This is a genomic window from Micromonospora sp. NBC_01392 (assembly GCF_045040125.1).
Taxonomy (GTDB): Bacteria; Actinomycetota; Actinomycetes; order Mycobacteriales; family Micromonosporaceae; genus Micromonospora.
The window spans coordinates 5,599,478-5,618,592 of sequence record NZ_CP109549.1 but is presented as its reverse complement, the minus strand read 5'-3'; the positions used below and the strand labels follow the sequence as shown (position 1 = coordinate 5,618,592).

At 73.4% G+C, this 19,115-nt stretch carries 16 protein-coding genes; 4 read left to right on the top strand and 12 right to left on the bottom strand.

The window, feature by feature from the left end; all coding sequences use genetic code 11:
- Positions 1 to 17 precede the first annotated feature (17 nt).
- Complete coding sequence (locus tag OG767_RS24100; RefSeq protein ID WP_405090625.1) at positions 18 to 419, top strand: RDD family protein; 402 nt, start codon at positions 18 to 20, stop codon at positions 417 to 419.
- 63 nt (positions 420 to 482) lie between these two features.
- On the opposite strand, the gene OG767_RS24095 is transcribed toward OG767_RS24100, so the two are convergent.
- The 3 genes from OG767_RS24095 to lipA all read right to left on the bottom strand — a co-directional run bounded on the left by OG767_RS24095 (position 483) and on the right by lipA (position 4,171).
- Entirely contained in the window at positions 483 to 1,172 is a 690-nt protein-coding gene (locus OG767_RS24095; protein ID WP_281936818.1) for a DUF4191 domain-containing protein, read from the bottom strand.
- An 89-nt stretch (positions 1,173 to 1,261) separates the two neighbouring features.
- Positions 1,262 to 3,121 (bottom strand): DUF423 domain-containing protein, encoded by a 1,860-nt coding sequence (locus OG767_RS24090; protein ID WP_405090624.1) that lies wholly within the window; start codon positions 3,119 to 3,121, stop codon positions 1,262 to 1,264.
- A gap of 60 nt (positions 3,122 to 3,181) precedes the next feature.
- A complete protein-coding gene (gene lipA / locus OG767_RS24085; RefSeq protein WP_357302857.1) occupies positions 3,182 to 4,171 on the bottom strand; it encodes a lipoyl synthase in 990 nt (329 codons plus the stop codon).
- A 469-nt stretch (positions 4,172 to 4,640) separates the two neighbouring features.
- On the opposite strand from lipA, the gene aspS reads away from it, so the two are divergent.
- Positions 4,641 to 5,927: an aspartate--tRNA(Asn) ligase gene (aspS, locus tag OG767_RS24080; RefSeq protein WP_405090623.1), complete on the top strand. Its 1,287-nt coding sequence runs from the start codon at positions 4,641 to 4,643 to the stop codon at positions 5,925 to 5,927.
- A gap of 58 nt (positions 5,928 to 5,985) precedes the next feature.
- Here aspS and OG767_RS24075 read toward each other — a convergent pair whose 3' ends face one another.
- The 3 genes from OG767_RS24075 to OG767_RS24065 all read right to left on the bottom strand — a co-directional run bounded on the left by OG767_RS24075 (position 5,986) and on the right by OG767_RS24065 (position 9,284).
- On the bottom strand, positions 5,986 to 6,645 hold the full coding sequence (locus tag OG767_RS24075) for a lytic polysaccharide monooxygenase (RefSeq protein ID WP_405090622.1): 660 nt from the start codon (positions 6,643 to 6,645) through the stop codon (positions 5,986 to 5,988).
- 133 nt (positions 6,646 to 6,778) lie between these two features.
- On the bottom strand, positions 6,779 to 7,420 hold the full coding sequence (gene lipB / locus OG767_RS24070; RefSeq protein ID WP_405090621.1) for a lipoyl(octanoyl) transferase LipB: 642 nt from the start codon (positions 7,418 to 7,420) through the stop codon (positions 6,779 to 6,781).
- A 52-nt stretch (positions 7,421 to 7,472) separates the two neighbouring features.
- Positions 7,473 to 9,284 (bottom strand): DUF2079 domain-containing protein, encoded by a 1,812-nt coding sequence (locus OG767_RS24065; RefSeq protein WP_405090620.1) that lies wholly within the window; start codon positions 9,282 to 9,284, stop codon positions 7,473 to 7,475.
- A 146-nt stretch (positions 9,285 to 9,430) separates the two neighbouring features.
- Between OG767_RS24065 and OG767_RS24060 the strand changes: the two genes are divergently transcribed.
- Positions 9,431 to 10,663 (top strand): PHB depolymerase family esterase, encoded by a 1,233-nt coding sequence (locus OG767_RS24060; RefSeq protein WP_405090619.1) that lies wholly within the window; start codon positions 9,431 to 9,433, stop codon positions 10,661 to 10,663.
- 34 nt (positions 10,664 to 10,697) lie between these two features.
- Here the strand turns inward: OG767_RS24060 and OG767_RS24055 are convergent, their stop codons facing one another.
- The 3 genes from OG767_RS24055 to OG767_RS24045 form a co-directional block, all read right to left on the bottom strand.
- Positions 10,698 to 11,597 (bottom strand): TIGR01777 family oxidoreductase, encoded by a 900-nt coding sequence (locus OG767_RS24055; RefSeq protein WP_405090618.1) that lies wholly within the window; start codon positions 11,595 to 11,597, stop codon positions 10,698 to 10,700.
- Positions 11,598 to 11,845: 248 nt separating this feature from the next.
- The gene (locus OG767_RS24050; RefSeq protein WP_405090617.1) at positions 11,846 to 12,856 is read right to left on the bottom strand and encodes an aldo/keto reductase; all 1,011 of its coding nucleotides are present in this window, start codon (positions 12,854 to 12,856) and stop codon (positions 11,846 to 11,848) included.
- A gap of 4 nt (positions 12,857 to 12,860) precedes the next feature.
- Entirely contained in the window at positions 12,861 to 13,814 is a 954-nt protein-coding gene (locus tag OG767_RS24045) for an LLM class flavin-dependent oxidoreductase (RefSeq protein ID WP_405090616.1), read from the bottom strand.
- 195 nt (positions 13,815 to 14,009) lie between these two features.
- Between OG767_RS24045 and OG767_RS24040 the strand changes: the two genes are divergently transcribed.
- A protein-coding gene (locus OG767_RS24040; RefSeq protein ID WP_405094181.1) for an IS5 family transposase occupies positions 14,010 to 14,800 on the top strand; the annotation gives its coding sequence in 2 pieces (ribosomal slippage) (positions 14,010 to 14,346 and positions 14,346 to 14,800; 792 coding nt in all).
- Positions 14,801 to 14,846: 46 nt separating this feature from the next.
- On the opposite strand, the gene OG767_RS24035 is transcribed toward OG767_RS24040, so the two are convergent.
- The 3 genes from OG767_RS24035 to sucB form a co-directional block, all read right to left on the bottom strand.
- On the bottom strand, positions 14,847 to 15,725 hold the full coding sequence (locus OG767_RS24035; protein ID WP_405090615.1) for an oxidoreductase: 879 nt from the start codon (positions 15,723 to 15,725) through the stop codon (positions 14,847 to 14,849).
- Positions 15,726 to 15,798: 73 nt separating this feature from the next.
- Entirely contained in the window at positions 15,799 to 17,136 is a 1,338-nt protein-coding gene (locus OG767_RS24030) for a low temperature requirement protein A (RefSeq protein WP_405090614.1), read from the bottom strand.
- Positions 17,137 to 17,228: 92 nt separating this feature from the next.
- On the bottom strand, positions 17,229 to 19,064 hold the full coding sequence (sucB, locus tag OG767_RS24025; protein WP_405090613.1) for a 2-oxoglutarate dehydrogenase, E2 component, dihydrolipoamide succinyltransferase: 1,836 nt from the start codon (positions 19,062 to 19,064) through the stop codon (positions 17,229 to 17,231).
- Positions 19,065 to 19,115 lie beyond the last annotated feature (51 nt).

The following is a 19,115-nucleotide window of genomic DNA, read 5'->3' as shown; positions in this document are numbered from 1 at the left end:
GGCGCTACCCTGGCCGCGTGACCGATACCGCCGCCGCACCGGTGCCACCCGCCACCGATCCCGCCTTCACGCCCCCGAGCCTCGGCCGCCGGTTCGGCGCGCTGATCATCGACTGGGTGCTCTGCCTGATGGTCGCCCGGTCCTTCGCCGACCCGGTCCGCGACGGGTGGCCGCCGGTCCTGGTGCTGATCCTGGAGTACGGCTTCTTCCTCGGCCTCTTCGCCCAGACCCCCGGCATGTACCTGACCCGGCTGCGCTGCGTCGCCTGGGCCGACGGCGGCCGGATCGGACTGGTCCGCGGGCTGCTGCGGGGCCTGCTGCTGTCCCTCGTCGTGCCGGCCCTGATCATGGACCAGCACCGCCGTGGCCTGCACGACCGGCTCACCGGCGCGGTCGTCACCGACGCGCCGCGCCGCTGACCGCACACGAAAAAGGAGCCGGCCCCGCGCGGGGCCGGCTCCTTTTTCCGCGTACGCCGGGCGTCAGCGACCCCGGGTCTGCCGGAACGCGCCGCGCGCCGGCCGCATGTTCTTCGGGACCGCGCCCTTGGGCATCTGCGGCCGGGCGGTCAGCGCCTTGAGCCGCTTGTCGAGCGCGTTGACGTCCTTCGGCGAGAGGGACCGGGGCAGCCGCATCAGCGTCATCCGCAGCTTGCGGACCGGCAGCTCGCCCTCGCCCTGACCGATCACGTAGTCGTGCAGCGGGGCCGAGCCGATCACCTTGGCCAGCCGGCGCTTCTCCTGGCCGAGCAGGCCCCGGACGCGCTGCGCGTTCCCCTCGGCCAGCAGGATCACGCCGGGGCGGCCCACCACCAGGTGGACCATGTCCATCTGCGTGGTGGAGCTGACCGCCGGGGTGACCCGCCAGTCGCCGCGCATGCTCTCCATGATCTGCGCCGCCGCGCCGGGCTGCCCCTCGGCGGCGTTCATCATCGCCTTGTTGGAGCGCAGGTTGAGCACGATCAGCACGGCGAGCAGGGTGAGCAGGATGCCGATGGGCAGGAAGAGCCAGCCCCAGGCGAGCACCGCGACCACGGTGAGCGCGAGCGGGATCAGCACCGCCGCCGCGGTCAGCGGCGCGAACCACTTGTCCTGCTTGGCGGTGAACTTGAACACCATCCCGATCTGCTTCAGCCGCTGGCCGAACGAGACCTTCTCCTGGGGCTTTGCCATGCCGCAGAGTCTAGTGGTCGGCGCTCGGCCGGTTGATCCGTGGCCACCTGTTCCGTGCCGGCCGGTCACTCCGCGACCGCTCGGCCCGGTCAGCGACGGGGCAGGTAGATCCGCCAGCCGTCGACGGTGACCACGTCGAGCGTGCCCGGTGCGGTGCCGAGCCGCCGGTCGAGCAGTGCGGCAAGTGGCGAGGCGTCCGGGGCCACCCAGCCCGCGTCCGGGTCCGCGGCGACGGCCCGCCGGTACGCCGGCAACCGGTCGAAGCCGGGACGCAGCCGGTCGTCGACCACGGCGCAGACCACGTCCTCGCCGGTGGCGAACGCGATCCGGTTGCAGGTCCAGTAGCCGCCCCGCACGTGCCGGACGCCGAGCGCGCCGAGCATGTCGACGAGCGCCCGGTGCCGGTCGGCCTCGGCGTGCACGGCGGGCGCCGCCCGGATCACGTCCACTGTGGCACTCGCCCCGGTGCCGAGCACCCCGGCCAGCACCGCGACCGCCGCCGCCCCGCCGACAGTGGCCGTCGCCGCCACGGTCTTGATCGACTCCAGGTCGGGGAAGTGGCGGTATCCCGGCCGCCCCGACACCGCCACCTCGCCGAACTGGCGTCGCCCGCCGAGCGGCCCGGCCAGCCGCCCGCCGAGCGGCCCGGCCAGCCGCCCGCCGAGCGGCCCGGCCAGCCGCCCGCCGAGCGGCCCGGCCAGCCGCCCGCCGAGCGGCCGGGCGAGTGGGCGGGCGGCCTGCCACAGCGGCCAGAGCAGGGCGGGAACAGCGATCGCCAGACAGGACAGGTAGCGGCTGCTCTCGATCGGCGTCCGCCCGGCTGCGTTGCTCGCCGTGTACGCCGCCAGCACCGTCGCCGCGCCGGCGAGCAGCGCCAACCGCACGCCAGCCGACACCCGCCGATCCGCCGGTCCGGCGGGATCGTCACCGGATCGTGGACAGGTGGCGTTCGCCGCGGACGGAACGTGTCCAAGACCTGTGCGCGCAACCGCGCCGCGCAGGGTGCGCCATGCGGCCAGCGCGGCGAGAGGCAGCAGGAGGAGAAAGACCGCCGCCCACCAGAGCTGCCACGGCGCGCAGTGACCGGGGGAGCAGAAGCCCATGGCCAGTGACGGGCCGAGGACCAGCCCGCCGTGCAGCCGCTCGGCCCAGCCCGCCGCCACGTCCGAGCCGCTGGCCCGCAGCACCGCGGTGAGCGGGTTGCGACCGTGGCGCAGGCTGTCCAGCACCATCGGCGCGGCGCCCAGCAGCAGCGCGCCGGCGAGCACCGCCCCGGCACGGCCGGCCAGTTCCCGCCGTCGCCAGGCCAGCAGCAGCGCGCCGAGCGTCGCCACGTACGGCAGGATCAGCGGGTCGACCCAGAGCAGCACCCCGGCGACCAGCCCCCAGGCCGCCCAGCGGGGCAGCCGCGCGCCCGGCCCGCCGACGCATAGCCCGACCGTGAGCAGCGCCAGCGCCGCCCCGGCCGGATTCAGCTCCGGATAGCCGCCCCCGGCGATGAGCTGGTTCTTCACCACCCGGTCCGCGCCGAGCGCGAGCACGGCGACAACCAGCAGGGCGTACCAGCGGTCGCCGCCGAGCCGGCGGGTCAGCCGCCAGGACAGCAGCAGGAACAGCGCGTACAGCGCCAGCGTGGGCAGCCGCAGCACCAGCACGGACGGCCCGGCGACCGCGAGCAGCGGCGCGGCCAGGTACGCCTCCAGCGTGCCCATGTACGCCTGGCCGTAGAACCAGACCGGGAACGCGTCGCCCCGCGCGATGTGCAGGGCGGCCAGCCCCATGGTCGCCTCGTCGCTGTTGGTGGGCGGCGCGTCGGCGAGCAGCAGCGCCAACCGGTAGCCGACGCCGACGCCGCCGATCAGCAGGGCGAGCAGCGTCGGCAGGCGGAGTCGCCGGGGCGTACGCGCCGGGTCGGCCTCGCGTGGCTCCTGGCGTACCCCGGCGGTCATGCCTGCGATCATGGCATCCGGCGGGTGGCCGGCGGTGGGTGACGCGGTCGACGGCCGGCCTCAGCCGGCGACGGCGATCCCCTCGCGGGCGGCGAGCGCCTGCTGGTAGAGGCGGCCGGCCCGGTACGACGAGCGGACCAGCGGGCCGCTCATCACGCCGGCGAAGCCGATCTCCTCGGCCTCCTCGCGCAGCTCGACGAACTCCTCCGGCTTGACCCAGCGGGTGACCGGGTGGTGCCGGGGGGTGGGGCGCAGGTACTGCGTGATCGTGATCAGCTCGCAGCCGGCCTCGTGCAGGTCGCGCAGCGCCTGGGAGACCTCGGCGCGCTCCTCGCCCATGCCGAGGATGAGGTTGCTCTTGGTGACCAGGCCGTCGGCCCGGGCCTGCCGGATCACGTCGAGCGAGCGCTCGTAGCGGAACGCCGGACGGATCCGCTTGAAGATGCGCGGCACGGTCTCCACGTTGTGCGCGAGCACCTCGGGGCGCGAGCCGAAGACCTCGGCGAGCTGCTCGGGCACCGCGTTGAAGTCGGGGATCAGCAGCTCGACGCCGCAGCCGGACCGCAGGGCGTGGATCTGCCGGACCGTCTCGGCGTAGAGCCAGGCGCCGCCGTCGGGCAGGTCGTCGCGGGCCACGCCGGTGATGGTCGCGTAGCGCAGACCCATCGCGGCGACCGACTCGGCGACCCGGCGCGGCTCGTCGGCGTCGAACTCGGCCGGCTTGCCGGTGTCGATCTGGCAGAAGTCGCAGCGCCGGGTGCACTGGTCGCCACCGATGAGGAAGGTGGCCTCCCGGTCCTCCCAGCACTCGTAGATGTTGGGGCAGCCGGCCTCCTGGCACACCGTGTGCAGCCCTTCGCGCGAGACGAGCCCGCGCAGCTCGGTGTACTCCGGGCCCATCTTGGCCTTGACCTTGATCCACGGCGGTTTGCGCTCGATCGGCGTCTCGGCGTTGCGCGCCTCGATCCGCAGCATGCGGCGCCCCTCGGGGGCGACGGTCGCGGTGGACGCGGGCTGCTGAGTCGTCGGCGCAGAATGCTCGATCGTCACAAAACCGAGCCTACGCTGGTCGGCGACGGTCGATGAACGTCAGGCGACGGCCGTCACGCCCGAAACGTTGTGACGCCGGACACGGACGCCGAAAAAATCCCCGTCACACCGGGCGGTCGCGGTGCTAGCGTGCCGGCAGAGCTGCGACGGAGCCGAGTAGCGGACCGACCCGCCAGCCCAGAGAGCCGCCACTTGCTGCAAGGCGGTCTGGCGCCGGCCCCGCGAAGACCCTCCCGAGCTGCGGGAAGAACGGCCGTGTGTAAGGAAGGGCCCCTTGTTGACGCCTCCGGTAGAGGCGGGGCCCCCGCTTGACACCCGCCCAGTAGAACCCGCCCGGCTGGCCCCGGTGAAAAGGCGACGAACGAGGCCCCCGCTCCGGCGGGGGCGAAGGTGTGGTGGCACCGCGAGGCTCCCGCTCGCCCACACCTCCCTGGGGATCGCGTTGCGATTGATCAAGGAGGTAGCCACCGTGCAACGCATCCTGTCCCACGAACTTCCCGCCCAGGTCGGCGCGACCGTCCGGCTCGCCGGCTGGGTCCACCGCCGCCGGCTGCTCAAGTCGGTGGCCTTTCTGATCGTCCGCGACGCCACCGGGCTCGCCCAGGTGGTGGTCGCCGCGCCCGCCGTGCGCGCGCAGGTCGAGGCGCTCGGCGAGGAGACCGTCGTCGAGGTGGTCGGCACGGTGGTCGCGAACCCCGCCGCGCCCGCCGGGGTCGAGGTCGTCGAGCCGACGGTACGTCCGCTCGGCCCGCCCGCCGTGCCGCCCCCGTTCGACCTGTACCGGCCGGTGCTGACCGCGAGCCTGCCCACCCAGCTCGACCACGCGTCGACCGCGTTGCGCCACCCGACCCGGTCCGCCGCGCTGCGGATCTCGGCGGCGGCGGTGGCCGGCTTCCGGGCCACGCTCGACCGGCGGCGTTTCGTCGAGGTGCACACGCCCAAGGTGGTCGGCTCGGCCACCGAGAGCGGGGCGAACGTCTTCGCCCTGGACTGGTTCGGCCGGCCCGCCTACCTGGCCCAGTCGCCGCAGTTCTACAAGCAGCTCATGGTGGGCGTCTTCGAGCGGGTGTACGAGGTGGGGCCGGTGTTCCGCGCCGAGCCGCACGACACGGTGCGCCACCTGGCCCAGTACACCTCGCTCGACGTGGAGCTGGGCTTCGTGACCGACCACCGGGACGTGATGGCCGTGCTGCGGGACACCCTCGCCGGGATGCTGGCGGGCGTCGGGGACCGGGCCGGTGGCGCGCTCGACACGCTCGGTGTGGTGGTGCCGCAGGTGCCCGCCGAGATCCCCGCGGTGCACTTCACCGACGCGCTGACGATCGCCGGGGCGCCTGCCGACGAGCCGGACCTGGCTCCCGCGCACGAGCGGGCGCTGGGGGAGTGGGCCTGGGCCGAGCACGGCAGCGACTTCCTGTTCGTCACCGGCTACCCGATGGCGAAGCGCCCCTTCTACACCCACCCGGATCCGGCCCGCCCGGCGTACTCGAACGGCTTCGACCTGCTGTTCCGGGGAATCGAGCTGGTCACCGGCGGGCAGCGGCTGCACCGGTACGCCGACTACCGGGCCGCGCTGGCGGCGCGCGGCGAGCCGGTCGAGCCGTACGCCGGTTATCTGGACGCGTTCCGGCACGGCATGCCGCCGCACGGCGGGTTCGCGATCGGTCTGGAGCGGTTCGTCGCCCGGCTGACCGGCGCGGCGAACGTCCGGGAGGTGACCGCCTTCCCGCGCGACCTGCACCGCCTCACCCCGTGAGGCACGGCTCCGGCCCAGGACCACGGGGTCCTGGGCCGGAGCGACGTGCGGTACGCGATCAGGTGAAGTTGACGTCACTGCACCACATGTACGCCTGGTCGAGGTGGGATGCCTGCCAGATGACGAACAGGATGTGGTGTCCGGTGTAGCCGGAGGTCGAGACGTTGAAGCTGATGTTCTGCGACGGCGCGTACCGGCCGGTCTGCGTGATGTAGTCGAGGTTGCCCCACCCGAGCGTCTGGGTGGTCGGGTTGAACCCCTGCTTGCTGACGTAGACCTTGAAGTAGTCCGCCCCGTGGCTCGCCTGGTCGTAGAGCTGCACGGTGAAGTTGCGGCTGATGTTCGTGGTCTTCCACGCCCCGGGCCGGTTCAGGCTGTCGTTGCGGGACAGCGCGTTGCTGCAGAGCTGCCCGTCGGGCGTGCGGGCCTGGAACTGCCCGCCGAGGCCGTCGCGCAGCGCGCTCATCCAGTTCCACATGGTGTCGGCGTTGGCCTGGAACGCCTGCCAACACATCGGGTCCTGTTGCTGCATGGCCGGGTCGGTGTGGTGGCTGCCCCAGGTCTGCCAGCACTTGTAGGCGCGGGTGGCCGGGCTGACGATCGTGCCGTGGGCCTGGGCGGCCCCGGGCACGGCCAGGACGCCGGCGATCAGGGCGAGCGCCACGACGAGCGCGCGGGCGGTTGATCGCGGTCGTCCGGATTGGTGGTGGGAACGCACGGTTACGTCCTCCTTCGGCGCATAGGATGGGAGTGGGAGCGCTTCCATGCCCAGCGTCGCATTTATGACTCTAGATATCAATGGTCATCTATATCTTTGTCCGCATTGATGGATTCTGCGCAGGTGACAGCGGTCAGACCCGGGTCAGCGTGGGCAGGTGCCGCTCCACCACCGGCAGCACGTCGGCGACCGTGACCGGCCGTCCCAGCTCGGCGGTGAGCGAGGTGACCCCGGCGTCGCGGATGCCGCAGGGCACGATCCGGTCGAAGAAGCCCAGGTCGCAGTCGCAGTTGATGGAGAAGCCGTGCAGCGTCACGCCCCGGGCCACCCGGATGCCGATGGCGGCCACCTTGCGGGCCGGGCCCCGGTCGTCCGCCGGCACCCACACGCCGCTGCGCCCCTCGACCCGGCCGGCGGTCAGCCCGACCTCGGCGCAGACGTCGATCAGGAGCTGCTCGGTGCGCCGGACGTACGCCACCACGTCGACCGGGTCGGGCAGACGGACGATCGGATAGCCGACGAGCTGCCCCGGACCGTGCCAGGTGATCTTGCCGCCGCGGTCCACGTCCACCACCGGGGTGCCGTCCATCGGCCGGTCCCACGGCTCGGTGCGCTTGCCGGCGGTGTAGACGCTCGGGTGCTCCAGCAGCAGCACCGTGTCGCCCCGCTCGCCGGCCACCACGGCCTCGTGCAGCCGGCGCTGCTCGTCCCAGGCGGCCTGGTAGTCGAGCCGGCCGGCACGGACGGTGGTCAACCCGGAAGTCGTCACGCTCACCCGTCCAGCCTAGTCCCGCCGGCCCGGCCGCCCACCCGTGACGCTCGTCGCGTCACGCGCCGGGCACCCGCCACAGCCAGACGTCATCGACCCGTTCCGGCGGGCCGAGTAGCGCGGTGGCGGTGCGCCGCAGCGCCTCCTCGTCGACGTCGTACTTGGCGCCGTGCACCCGGTCGGCCAGCACCACCACCCGCACCCCCCAGTACCGCAGGTCGGCCCGGGACTCCTCGATGCTGCCCTCGGTGATGATCGGCACCAGCCCGGTCCGCCCGGCCTGGTCCATCAGCGTGTCGAAGGTGCGCGGCACCGGGCCGATCCGGCCCCGGCCGTCCGGGCCGCCCGGGCCGAGGAAGAAGCCGGCCGGGATGCGGAACTCGCCCTGCCGGTGGGCCAGCGCGTACGCCTGCCAGCGCTGCCCGTCCGGATAGACGTCGACGGTCAGCGGCAGCGGCGTGAGCACCCCGTCGGGCGGGACGTAGCGCTGCCAGGCCCCGGTGGTGACGAACGCCGGGACCGGCTCGCGGACGCTGGTCAGCAGCGGGGTGGGCAGCAGCGGCAGCAGCGCGGCGACGAACCCGACGACCCAGGCCGCGCCGGTCACCCGCCGCCGGGGCGGCCGGGCGCGCAGCGTGTCGATCGCGTACGCCAGCAGCAGCCCGATCACCGGTGCGACGACGAGCGCCAGCCGCGACGGCAGCGCCGCGTTGATCACCGGCAGGTTGTCCAGCACCCCGAACGGCAGCAGTTGGTCGGTGCGCCGGCCGTTCCACTTCGCCGTCGGCCCCCAGGAGAGCACCGCGAAGACCACCGCGGTCACGCCCAGCGCGAGCAGCGTGGCCCGGAACGCCCGGTCGGCGCGTCGCCAGAGCAGGGCGAAGCAGGCGACCGCGAGCAGCAGCAGCGGCACGCCGAAGAACGAGTTCTCCTCGGTCGGGTTGGGCGCCAGCGACGTGCCGAACCCGGCCCAGCCGGCCAGTGACCGGCGCGGGTACGACAGGTACGCGGCGATGTCCTCGGAGTGGATCAGCGGGTCGAAGCCGGTGCCGTGGAAGCGCTGCGGCCCGGCGAAGTGCAGCCACAGCGGGTACGCCAGCAGCACGCCGGCCACCAGCGCGGTCACCCCCAGCCCGGCCGCCATCCGGGGCAGCGCGGCCCGGGCCTCCGCGCGCCGGGCCGGGTGCAGCGCCCAGACCAGCAGGAACACGGCGAGCGCCAGCGCGGTGAAGAACAGCCCCTCGGCGGCGATCGAGAACGCGACGCCCACCAGCAGGCCGAGCACGATCCCGCCGGTCACCGCGCGGCCGGGCCGGCGCAGCCGGAACACGCCCCAGACCAGCAGCGGCACCAGCCAGCCGGCCGTCCAGTTCAGGTGCGCGTTGGCGTGCGACACCATCGCCGGGCAGTAGGCGATGAACAGCGCCCCCACCCCGGCGGCCAGCCGGCTGCCGACCAGGTGCCGGCTGAGCAGCCAGTGCCAGGCCACCGCCGTGGCGGCCAGGTTGAGCGTGAGGATCACCAGGAACGTCGCGGGCGGCCCGATGAGGTACGTCAGCGGCGCGAAGACCGCCGCGTACACGGTGATCGAGGTGTTGACCGCGAGGTTCACCCCGTCCGGGACGTTGATCAGGTGGGTGAAGAGCGGGTTCTCGCCGTGGGTCAGCGCGTGCCCGCCGAACGCCAGCAGCCACTCGAACAGCGCCTGGTCGCTGGAGTTGACGGTGATCGTGCGGGTGTTCGGGTCCCGCCACATGCCGCTGGTCACCCAGAGCGCCAGCGCGACCGCGGTGAGTGTCACCAGCAGGTCGGCGCGCCGGTCGCGGGCGGCGGTGGCGGGCGGCGGGTCGGCGACCGGGGAGGACGGCACGCAGCGGACGTTACCAACCGGACCCGGGCACACCGCCCGGACGGTGAATGTGTGACCGACAGCCATTCCCGTCGATGAAACACGGACGTAACGTTCCGGCAACTCGGAGAGTGACCCAGTTCACATTCCATGATCGGGAGGTCCCCGTGTCCCGCTCCTCATCCCTCATCACCCGCCTCGCCGGGGCGGCGGCCGGGGTCGTGCTGGCCGCGGCCGGCGTCCTGACCGCCGCGCTGCCCGCGCAGGCCGCCTCGCTGACCCAGGTCACCGGCTTCGGCTCCAACCCCGGCAACCTGGCCATGTACGCCTACCGGCCGGACGGCCTGCCCGGTAACGCGCCGGCCGTGGTGCTGCTGCACGGCTGCACCCAGAACGCCTCGACCTACTTCACCAACTCCGGCTGGCAGAAGTACGCCGACCAGTGGAAGTTCGCGCTGATCGTGCCGCAGCAGCCCTCCGGCAACAACGCCAACTCCTGCTTCAACTGGTTCGAGACCGGCGACACCGCCCGGGGCCAGGGCGAGGCGCTCTCGGTCAAGCAGATGGTCGACTACGCGAGGACGAACTACGGCACCGACGCCGGCCGCGTCTACGTCAGCGGGCTCTCCGCCGGCGCCGCGATGAGCGCCGTCATGCTGGCCACCTACCCGGACGTGTTCGCCGCCGGCTCGATCATCGCCGGCATCCCGTACCGCTGCGCCACCAGCACCACAAGCGCGTTCAGCTGCATGAACCCGGGCGTGGACAAGACCCCGGCGCAGTGGGGCGACCTGGTCCGCAACGCGTACCCGGGCTACGCCGGCAAGCGGCCCCGGGTGGCCGTCTGGCACGGCACCAGCGACTACACGGTCAACGTGGCCAACGCGACCGAGTCGCGGGACCAGTGGACCAACGTGCTCGGCGTGTCGGCGACCCCGACCAGCACCTCGTCGCTGCCGGGCGGCACCAGCCTGGAGGTCTACGGCAGCGACCAGGTCCGCGTCTACCGGGTCGCCGGCATGGGCCACGGCACCCCGGTCGACCCGGGCTCGGCGGCGGACCAGTGCGGCACCGCCGGGGCGTACTTCCTGGACACCATCTGCTCGACGTACCGTGACGCGCTCTTCTTCGGTCTGGGCGGCGGCGGCACGCCGAGCCCGACCCCGACGGCGACCGCGACCGCCTCGCCCACCCCGACCGCGTCGCCCTCGCCGACGCCGACCACCGCGCCGGTCTGCGTCACCGCCAGCAACTACGCGCACGTCACCGCCGGCCGGGCCTACCAGTCCGGCGGGTACGCCTACGCGCTCGGCAGCGGCCAGCGGATGGGCCTCTACAACACGTTCTACACCACCGCGCTGAAGCAGACCGGGCCCGGCTACTGGGTCATCGGCTGCTGACCCGCCCGCCCCGCGCCGCGCCGTCCCCGCCGGCTCACCCGGCGAGGGCGGCGCGCAGCGCGCCCGGCAGGTCCGGGTGGGTCCAGGTGAAGCCCGCCTTGCCGAGCACGCCCGGCAGCACCCGGGTGCTGGTGAGCGCCTCGTGCGCGAACCCGCCGAGCACGACCTGCAACGCCAGCGCCGGGATCGGCATGATCGCCGGCCGGTGCAACTGGCGGGCCAACTCCCGGGTGAACTCGGCGTTGGTGACCGGCGCCGGACCGACCACGTTCACCGGGCCGGCCACGTCGTCGCGGGCCAGCAGGAACGCGGTCGCGTCCAGCCAGTCCGGCATCGAGATCCACGGCACCCACTGCCGGCCGTTGCCCAGCTTGCCGCCGAGACCCAGCCGGAACGGCAGGAGCTGTGGCTTGAGCAGGCCGCCGTCGCGGTGCAGCGGCAGCCCGGTCCGCAACCGCACCACGCGTACGCCGGCGTCCTCGGCCGGCCGGGTCGCCGCCTCCCAGACGCGGCAGACGTCGGCGAGGAACCCCTCGCCGGCCGGCGCGTCCTCCTCCACCGTGCGGTCCCCGGTGTTGCCGTACCAGCCGACCGCGGAGGAGTTCAGCAGCGCCGCCGGCCGGTCCGCGGCGGGCAGGCCGGCGATCGTGATGGCGAGCGTGGAGGTGCTGTCCACCCGGCTGGTCCGGATCAACTTCTTGTAGTCGTCGTTCCAGCGCTTGTCACCCACCCCCGCGCCGGCCAGGTTCACCACCGCGTCGGCGTCCGCGACCAGTTGCGGGTCGAGCTGCGCGGCGGACGGATTCCACTGCCGCTCGTCCGGGGTGCGCGGCGGGCGGCGGACCAGGCGGGTGACCTGGTGCCCGTCGGCGCTGAGCCGGTCGACCAGTCGGGTGCCGAGGAAGCCGGACACGCCGGCCATGAGGATCCGCATACTCACATCTTCGGGTACGCGACGCGATCCGGATGCGTGGAGCGAAATCACTCACGCGTCACGCCTGCCGCGCGGCGCGGCGTCGCCCGGGCGTGTCGCGCCCGCAGCCGAGACGCCACGGCAGCGGTATGCCTCAGCGTCATAATTATGACGCTGAGGCATACCGCATTCGCCGAGACATGTCTCCCGTCCGCTCGCAGGGAGTCGCCCCGGCCCGGGTGCCGGGCGTACTCGTCACCCTGCCGCACTCACGCGGTCGCCGGGGTGCTGCGCAGGTCGGCGAGGAGGCGCTCCACCTCGGCGAACGCCGCCTCCGGCAGCGGCCCGTGCGCCAGCGCGCCGAGGTTCTCCCCGGCCTGGTCGACGGTCCGGCAGCCGGGGATCGGCAGCGTCTGCGGGCTGCGGGCGAGCAGCCAACCCAGCGCGCCCTGGGCGAGCGTACGACCGTCGGCGGTGAGCGCCTCCCGGACCCGGGCCACCCGGTCGGCCCACTCGGCGCGCGGGACGCCGTCGCTGAACCAGTCCAGCCACTCGGGCGCCACCCCACGCACGTCGTCACCGCCGCGGGCGGTCGGTGCGTCCTGGTACTTGGCGGTGAGCAGGCCCATCGCCAGCGGACCGCGATTCAGGCTGGCCAGGTCGAACTCCGCGCAGACCGCGAGCATCGCGGCGTTGTCCCGCAGCACCGACTGGTCGTGCTGGATCGCCGCGCAGTGCGGGCCGGCCTCGGCGAACGCCCGCGCCGAGGCGGGGTCGTCGGTGCTCCAGCCGTACGCCCGGATCTTCCCCTCACCGACCAGCTCCTCCAGCGTCTCGACCAGATCCAGCGCCTGCGGCACCGGCAGGCCGCCCAGGTGCAGCTGGTAGAGGTCGACGTGGTCGGTGCCGAGCCGGCGCAGCGAGCCCTCCAGGCTGCGCCGCGCGTACCCCGGGCTGCCGTCCTCGCCGGTGGCCTGTCGGGTCGCCTCGTCCGTGGGATAACCGAACTTGGTGGCGATCACCGCCCGGTCCCGGCGGCCGGCGAGCGCCCGGCCGAGCACCCGCTCACTGTGCCCCGCCCCGTAGTTGCTGGAGGTGTCGAAGAGGGTCGCGCCCAGCTCCAGCGCCCGGTGGATGGTACGGATCGACTCGTCGTCGTCCACCTCGCCCCAGCCCAGGGGCTGGGTGCCCGCCCAGAGCGGGCCGCCGATCGCCCAGCAGCCCATGCCGATCGCGCTGACCTCGATGCCGCTGCGGCCCAACCGTCGTGTCGTCGTCATGGAATCAGTGTCCTGTCTCGAGTGCGCTCGAAGTCGACCCGTTTTCGGCCAGCCGGGGCAGGAGCGGCGCGAGCGCGTCGACGGCGCCGGCGCGTACCACGAAGCGGGTGACGCCCCAGCGGCGGCGGTGCCCGGCCACCGCCGCGACGATCTCGTCGGCGGTGCCGATCAGCACGAACGGGGTGGCCAGCACCTCCGCCGGGGTGAGGCCGGTCTCGGCGGCCGTCTCGGCGGCGACCGCCTCGGCGTCGTCGGTGATCGCGACGTGCTGGACCAGCGCCTCCAGGGCCGGCGGTGCGTCCCGACCGGCGGCGCCGGTCGCCACGTGGGCGAGCTGCGCCTCGAGCTGGTCGGCCCGCCACCGCACCTCGTGCGCGTGCCCGTCCGCCAGCGTGCGCCCGAAGCCGGTCAGGCCGACCACGTCGGCGTGCGCGCCGGCCCACCGCAGCAACGTGGAGTTGGCCGTGCCGAGGGTGAGCGGGATCCGGTCCTGGACCGGCCGCGGATCGTCGAGGCGGGCGGCGTGCGCGGCCAGCTCCGGCGTGTCGACGGTGACCTCGTCGCCGGCCAGCAGCGCCCGGACCGCCTCCGCCACCGCCACGCAGCGGCGGACCCGTCCGGCGACGTCGGGGCGCTCGCGCCCGACCGCCCGCCACTCACCCGGCGTGTGCCCGGCGCCCAGGCCGAGCCGCGCCCGGCCGCCGGAGACCACGTCCAGAGTGGCCACATCGGCCGCGAGCAGCATCGGCTCCCGGACCCCGGCGTTCGACACGTACGAGCCGAGGCCCAGCGTGCCGGTCACCGCCGCGGCGGCGGCCAGCGCCACGAACGGGGCCGGGCCGAAACCCGGATGGTCGGCGGCCAGCAGCGCGTCGAAGCCGGCGGCCTCGACGGTGCGGGCCAGCTCACCCCAGCTCGCCCCGTCCGTGGGCCGGGCCTGTACGGAGAAGATCGCCATCCCCCCAGTCTCCAGCCCCCCGCCCGCCCTCCGCCGCCCCTTCTGCCCACGGCCGAAGGTGTAAGGAGGGGCCCCTGCTTAGAGGTCCTAACTTAATGATGGTGGGCGTAACCGAACTTAATGATGGTGGGCGTAACCGACCGGACGTGAGGGTCGTTTCCTCTGAACGTGAGGAGGGGTGAGCAGCCGCCGTGGATCGTCTCGGACGAGTTGTGGGCCGAGATCGCACCGCTGCTGCCACCCCGCCCACCACGGCGCAGCCGGTATCCAGGGCGTAAGCCCTTCGATGACCGCAAGGTGCTGTGCGGGATCTTGTTCGTGCTCTACACCGCGATCCCCTGGGAGTACCTGCCTCAGGAGCTCGGGTTCGGATCCGGAATGACCTGCTGGCGCCGGTTGCGGGACTGGAACAACGCCGGCGTGTGGCAACGGCTGCATGAGGTGCTGCTGGCCCGGCTGCGCGGCGCGGGGCAGTTGGACATGTCCAGGGCGGTGATCGACGGCTCCCACATCCGGGCGCTCAAGGGCGGCCCAAAACCGGCCCGAGCCCGGTCGACCGCCGCAAGCCTGGCTCGAAACACCACGTCATCACCGACGCCAGCGGCATCCCCCTCGCCGTCACGCTGACCGGCGGCAACAGGCACGACTCCACCCAGACCACCGCCCTACTCGACGCCATCCCGCCCATCGGCGGCCGGCCAGGACCACCGAGGCGGCGCCCCGACCGGCTGTACGCCGATCGGGGCTACGACTACGACAGCCACCGCCAACAGATCCGCGCCCGCGGCGTCACCCCCGTCATCGCCCGACGCGGCACACCCCACGGCTCCGGCCTCGGCACCCACCGATGGGTCGTCGAACGCACCATCGCCTGGCTGCACTGGTTCCGCCGCCTACGCATCCGCTGGGAAATCCGCGACGACATCCACGAAGCCTTCCTCAGCCTCGCCTGCGCCCTCATCTGCTGGCGCCAACTCCAACGTTAGGAGTTCTTAACGCATCCGGTAGAGAAAGGGCCCCTTCTTACACACCTCAGACCGCGTCGAGCCGCGCCAGGTCGGTGGCGGAGAGGCGGAGCGCGCCGGCCGCGACGTTCTGCGCCAGGTGCGCCGGGTCGCCGGTGCCCGGGATGGCGAGCACGTTCGGGCCCCGGGTCAGCGTCCAGGCCAGCCGGACCTGGGCGGCGGTGACGCCGTGCTCCCGCGCCACCGCGAGCACCTCCGGGTGCTCCTCGCCGGTGGCCCCGGCCTCCCGCCCGCTGGTGGCGAGCGAGAAGAACGGCACGAACGCGGTGCCGTGCGCGGCGCAGTCCCGGATCAGCTCGTCGTGGATCCGGCGGTAGCCGAGGCCGTACGAGTTCTGCACGCAGACCACCGGGGCGATCGTGCGCGCCTCGGCGACCTGGTGCCGGCGTACCGCCGAGACGCCGAGGTGCCGGATCAGCCCGGCGTCGACCAGCTCGGTGAGCGCGCCGAAGTGCTCGGCCAGCGGCTCCGGCCCGTACACCCGCAGGTTCACCACGTCCAGGTGGTCCCGGCCGAGCTGGCGCAGGTTCTCCTCGACCTGCCCGCGAAGCTGCTCCGGCCGGGCCGCCGGCAGCCACTCGCCGGACGGGTCCCTGCCCGGCCCGACCTTGGTCACGATGACCAGATCCTCCGGGTACGGCGACAGCGCCCGGTTGATCAACTCGTTGGCCGAGCGCAACGGCGAGAAGTAGAACGCGGCCGTGTCGATGTGGTTGACGCCCAGCTCGACCGCGCGGCGCAGCACGGCGACGGCCCGGTCCCGGTCGCTCGGGCTGCCGTCGGCGTTCGCGGTCAGCCGCATCGCGCCGAGGCCGATCCGGTTGACGGTCAGATCGCCGAGCTGCCAGGTGCCGGCCGCGTCGGCGTGGACGGTGTCGATGGTCATGCGGGTCCCCGTTCCTCGTGTCAAGGCCCCATGGTGGGCCCGGGCGGTGACACGCAGGCCGTCCGGAAACGGTTCAACCGCCGGGCCGCTCACCCTCGTCGGGCTGCTCGTGCCAGCGGGCCCGCCAGGCCGCCTCGTGCGCCTCGTGGCTGGTCCGCTCCTCGAAGACGAGCTTCCGCAGCGCCCGCCGGCTCTCGTCGAGGACGATCACCTCGGCCGCCACCATGCCCACCAGGACGACCGTCAGCAGCGCCATCGCGACCAGGCCGGGCACCCGCTGCGCGAGCGGGATGCTCGCGCCGAGCAGCAGCACCGCCGCGACCCGGGTCCAGCTCAGCGTCCGCAACGTCCGCGCCTGGAACAGCATGTTGCCGCAGAGATAGCAGGCCACCCCGCCGAAGAGCAGCGGTACGCCCGGCCAGTGCGCGGGCCGGTCCGTCGGCACCTGCGGGTCGGCGATGTCGTGCACGATGATCTCGGCACCGAGCGCGAACAGGATGATGCCCGCGATCATCGGCAGGAACAGGTACGCGTACGCGTCCCTGGCCATCGCCACCCGCGGCCCGTCCCGGGCGGCGTGCAGGGCGATCCGGGCGGCCGGCCCGACCAGGTCGTAGTGCGCCCACCAGAGCGCGGCGGTGAAGAAGATGCCGAGCACCGCCGCCGCCACGGCCGGCCAGGTGGGCGGCTGCCCGAGCAGGTTGCTGCCCACGCCGACCGAGATGACCGACTCGCCCAACGCGATGATCAGGATGAGGTCGTACCGTTCCGTCCAGTGCTCGGCCGAGGGGACACCCCAGCCCCACGTGCCGGCGGTCATGCCGGAGGCGTACTGGAGCAGGACGACCGTGGCCCACAGCCCGTCCCGGACCACCGACGCCGAGGTGAGCCCGTCGATCTTCGGCGGCACCAGCGCGGCGACCAGCAGCAGCGCGGTGCTGGCGACCAGCTCCGGGGCGAACCGGATCAACTGCCGGCGCTCGTTCGGGCTGTTGCGCACCACGTGCCGGTAGAGCAGCAGGTGCACCAGGCGCAGCACGGTGTAGCTGACCGCCGCGACGATCGGCCCGGCCGCGTTGCCGCGCGGGTCGTGGAACGCGTTCGGCAGCGACAACGCGAACGTGAACAGCGCCGCCATGCCGACCGTCATGAGCACCGGGACGAAGCCCTCGCCGAGCCGGACCCGGGTGGCGACCACGCTGTGCACCACCCACGACCACCACAGCACGGCGAGCACCAGCAGCGCGTGCAGCAGCGCGCCGCCGGTCACCTGGAGCGCGGTGGCCCGGGTGATGATGAAGAACGAGAAGACGAAGACCAGGTCGAAGAAGATCTCGAACCGGTCCACCCGGGCGCCCGGGGCCACCGGCACCGCCGGCCCGAGGCGCCCCCGCCACCCGTACCCGCCCACCGGCCGAGTCTGTCAGCGTGCGGTCCGCGCCGGGGCGGAAACAACGAAGGGGTACGCGGCCGAAGCCGCGTACCCCTTGTGTGTCTGAGGCGTCAGAGGCCCAGTTCGGCCTCGAAGTTGCCGGCCTCCAGCCGCTCCTTGACCGCGGTCAGGAAGCGGGCGGCATCCGCGCCGTCGATCAGCCGGTGGTCGTACGACATGGCCAGGTAGACCATCGACCGGACCGCGATGACCTCGCCCAGCTCCGGGTCGTTGACCACGACCGGGCGCTTCACCACGGCGCCCGTGCCGAGCATCGCCGACTGCGGCGACGGCACGATCGGGGTGTCGAAGAGCGCACCCCGGCTGCCGGTGTTGGTCAGCGTGAAGGTCGCCCCGGCCATCTCGTCCGGAGTGATCTTGTTGGACCGGGTGCGCTCGGCCAGGTCGGCGATCCGCTTGGCGATGCCGCCCATGTTGAGGTCACCGGCGTTGTGGATGACCGGCACGAGCAGCCCGCGCTCGGTGTCCACGGCGATGCCGAGGTGCTCGGCGGCCGGGTAGGTGATGGTGCCGCCGTCCAGGTCCATGCTGGCCTGGATGATCGGGTAGGTCTGGAGCGCCTCGATGGCGGCGAGCGCGAAGAACGGCAGGAAGGACAGCTTCACGCCGTGCCGGGCCTGGAACGACTCCTTGGCCCGGGCCCGCAGCTTGGCGACCTTGGTGACGTCGACCTCGACGACCGTGGTCAGCTGCGCCGTCTCGTGCAGCGACTGCTGCATCCGCTTGGCGATGGTCGCCCGGATCCGCGGCAGCTTCTCCGTGGTGCCCCGCTTGGCGCTCGGCTGCGGCTTGGCGGCCGGCTGGGCCGGTGCCTTCGCGGCCGGCTGCTGCTCGGCGGCGGCCGGCGCGGCCTTGGCGGCCTTCGCCTTCTCGGCCGCCTCCAGCACATCCTGCTTGCGGATCCGGCCACCCACGCCGGTGCCGTTGACCGAGCCCAGGTCGACGCCGTGCTCGGCGGCGAGCTTGCGGACCAGCGGCGTCACGTAGCCGGCGGCCTCCTCGCCGCCGCCCTGGGCCGGGGCGGTCGGGCGCTGCGGCGTGGCGGTCGGCGCGGCCGGCTGGGCGGCCTGCTCCGCCTTGGCCGGCTCGGCGGCCTGCTCCGCCTCGGCGGACGGCTCGTTGTAGGACACGCCCGGGGTGGGCTCCTCGACCTTCGGCTCGGGCTTCGCCTCCGCCTTGGGCTCGGGCTTCGCCTCCGCCTTGGGCTCGGGCTTGGGCTCGGCCTTCGGCTCGGCCGGCGCGGCGCCGGCCGCCCCGACGATCGCGAGCACGCCGCCGACCTCGGCGGTCTCGTCCTCGGCGACCTTGATCTCCAGCACGGTGCCGGCGACCGGCGACGGGATCTCGGTGTCCACCTTGTCGGTGGAGACCTCCAGCAACGGCTCGTCCACCTCGACGGTCTCGCCGACCTGCTTGAGCCAGCGCGTCACCGTACCCTCGGTGACGCTCTCGCCCAGGGCCGGCATGGTCACCGGGGTGCCCTCGCCGGACGACGCGGCGGGCTGGGCCGGCTCCTCGACGGCCGGCTGCTCGGCCTCGGCCCCGGGCTCCGCGGCGGCCTGCGCGGCCTGCTCCGGCTCGGGGCCGGTGCCCTCGGCGGCGGCGGTCGGCTCGGCCTCCTCCTTCGGGGCGCTGCCCGCGTCCTCGCCCTCGCCGGCGATGACCGCCAGCTCGCTGCCGACCTCGGCGGTCTCGTCCTCGCCGACGACGATCCGGCTCAGCACGCCCGCCGCGGGGGACGGGATCTCGGTGTCGACCTTGTCGGTCGACACCTCGAGCAGGGGCTCGTCGACCTCGACGGTGTCACCCTCCTGCTTGAGCCAGCGCGTGACGGTGCCCTCGGTGACGCTCTCGCCGAGCCGGGGCATGGTGACCGATACCGGCATGTTCTCCAGACTCCTTCATTCCCCTGGTGGGATCATCGCCCGTCGCCGGAC

Coding starts and splice junctions, on each gene's coding strand:
- OG767_RS24090 (WP_405090624.1), bottom strand. CDS start 3,121: ATGACCGCCGGGGTACGCCAGGAGCCACGCGAGGCCGACCCGGCGCGT.
- OG767_RS24050 (WP_405090617.1), bottom strand. CDS start 12,856: ATGACGACGACACGACGGTTGGGCCGCAGCGGCATCGAGGTCAGCGCG.
- OG767_RS24095 (WP_281936818.1), bottom strand. CDS start 1,172: ATGGCAAAGCCCCAGGAGAAGGTCTCGTTCGGCCAGCGGCTGAAGCAG.
- sucB (WP_405090613.1), bottom strand. CDS start 19,064: ATGCCGGTATCGGTCACCATGCCCCGGCTCGGCGAGAGCGTCACCGAG.
- OG767_RS24045 (WP_405090616.1), bottom strand. CDS start 13,814: ATGGCGATCTTCTCCGTACAGGCCCGGCCCACGGACGGGGCGAGCTGG.
- OG767_RS24035 (WP_405090615.1), bottom strand. CDS start 15,725: ATGACCATCGACACCGTCCACGCCGACGCGGCCGGCACCTGGCAGCTC.
- OG767_RS24055 (WP_405090618.1), bottom strand. CDS start 11,597: ATGCGGATCCTCATGGCCGGCGTGTCCGGCTTCCTCGGCACCCGACTG.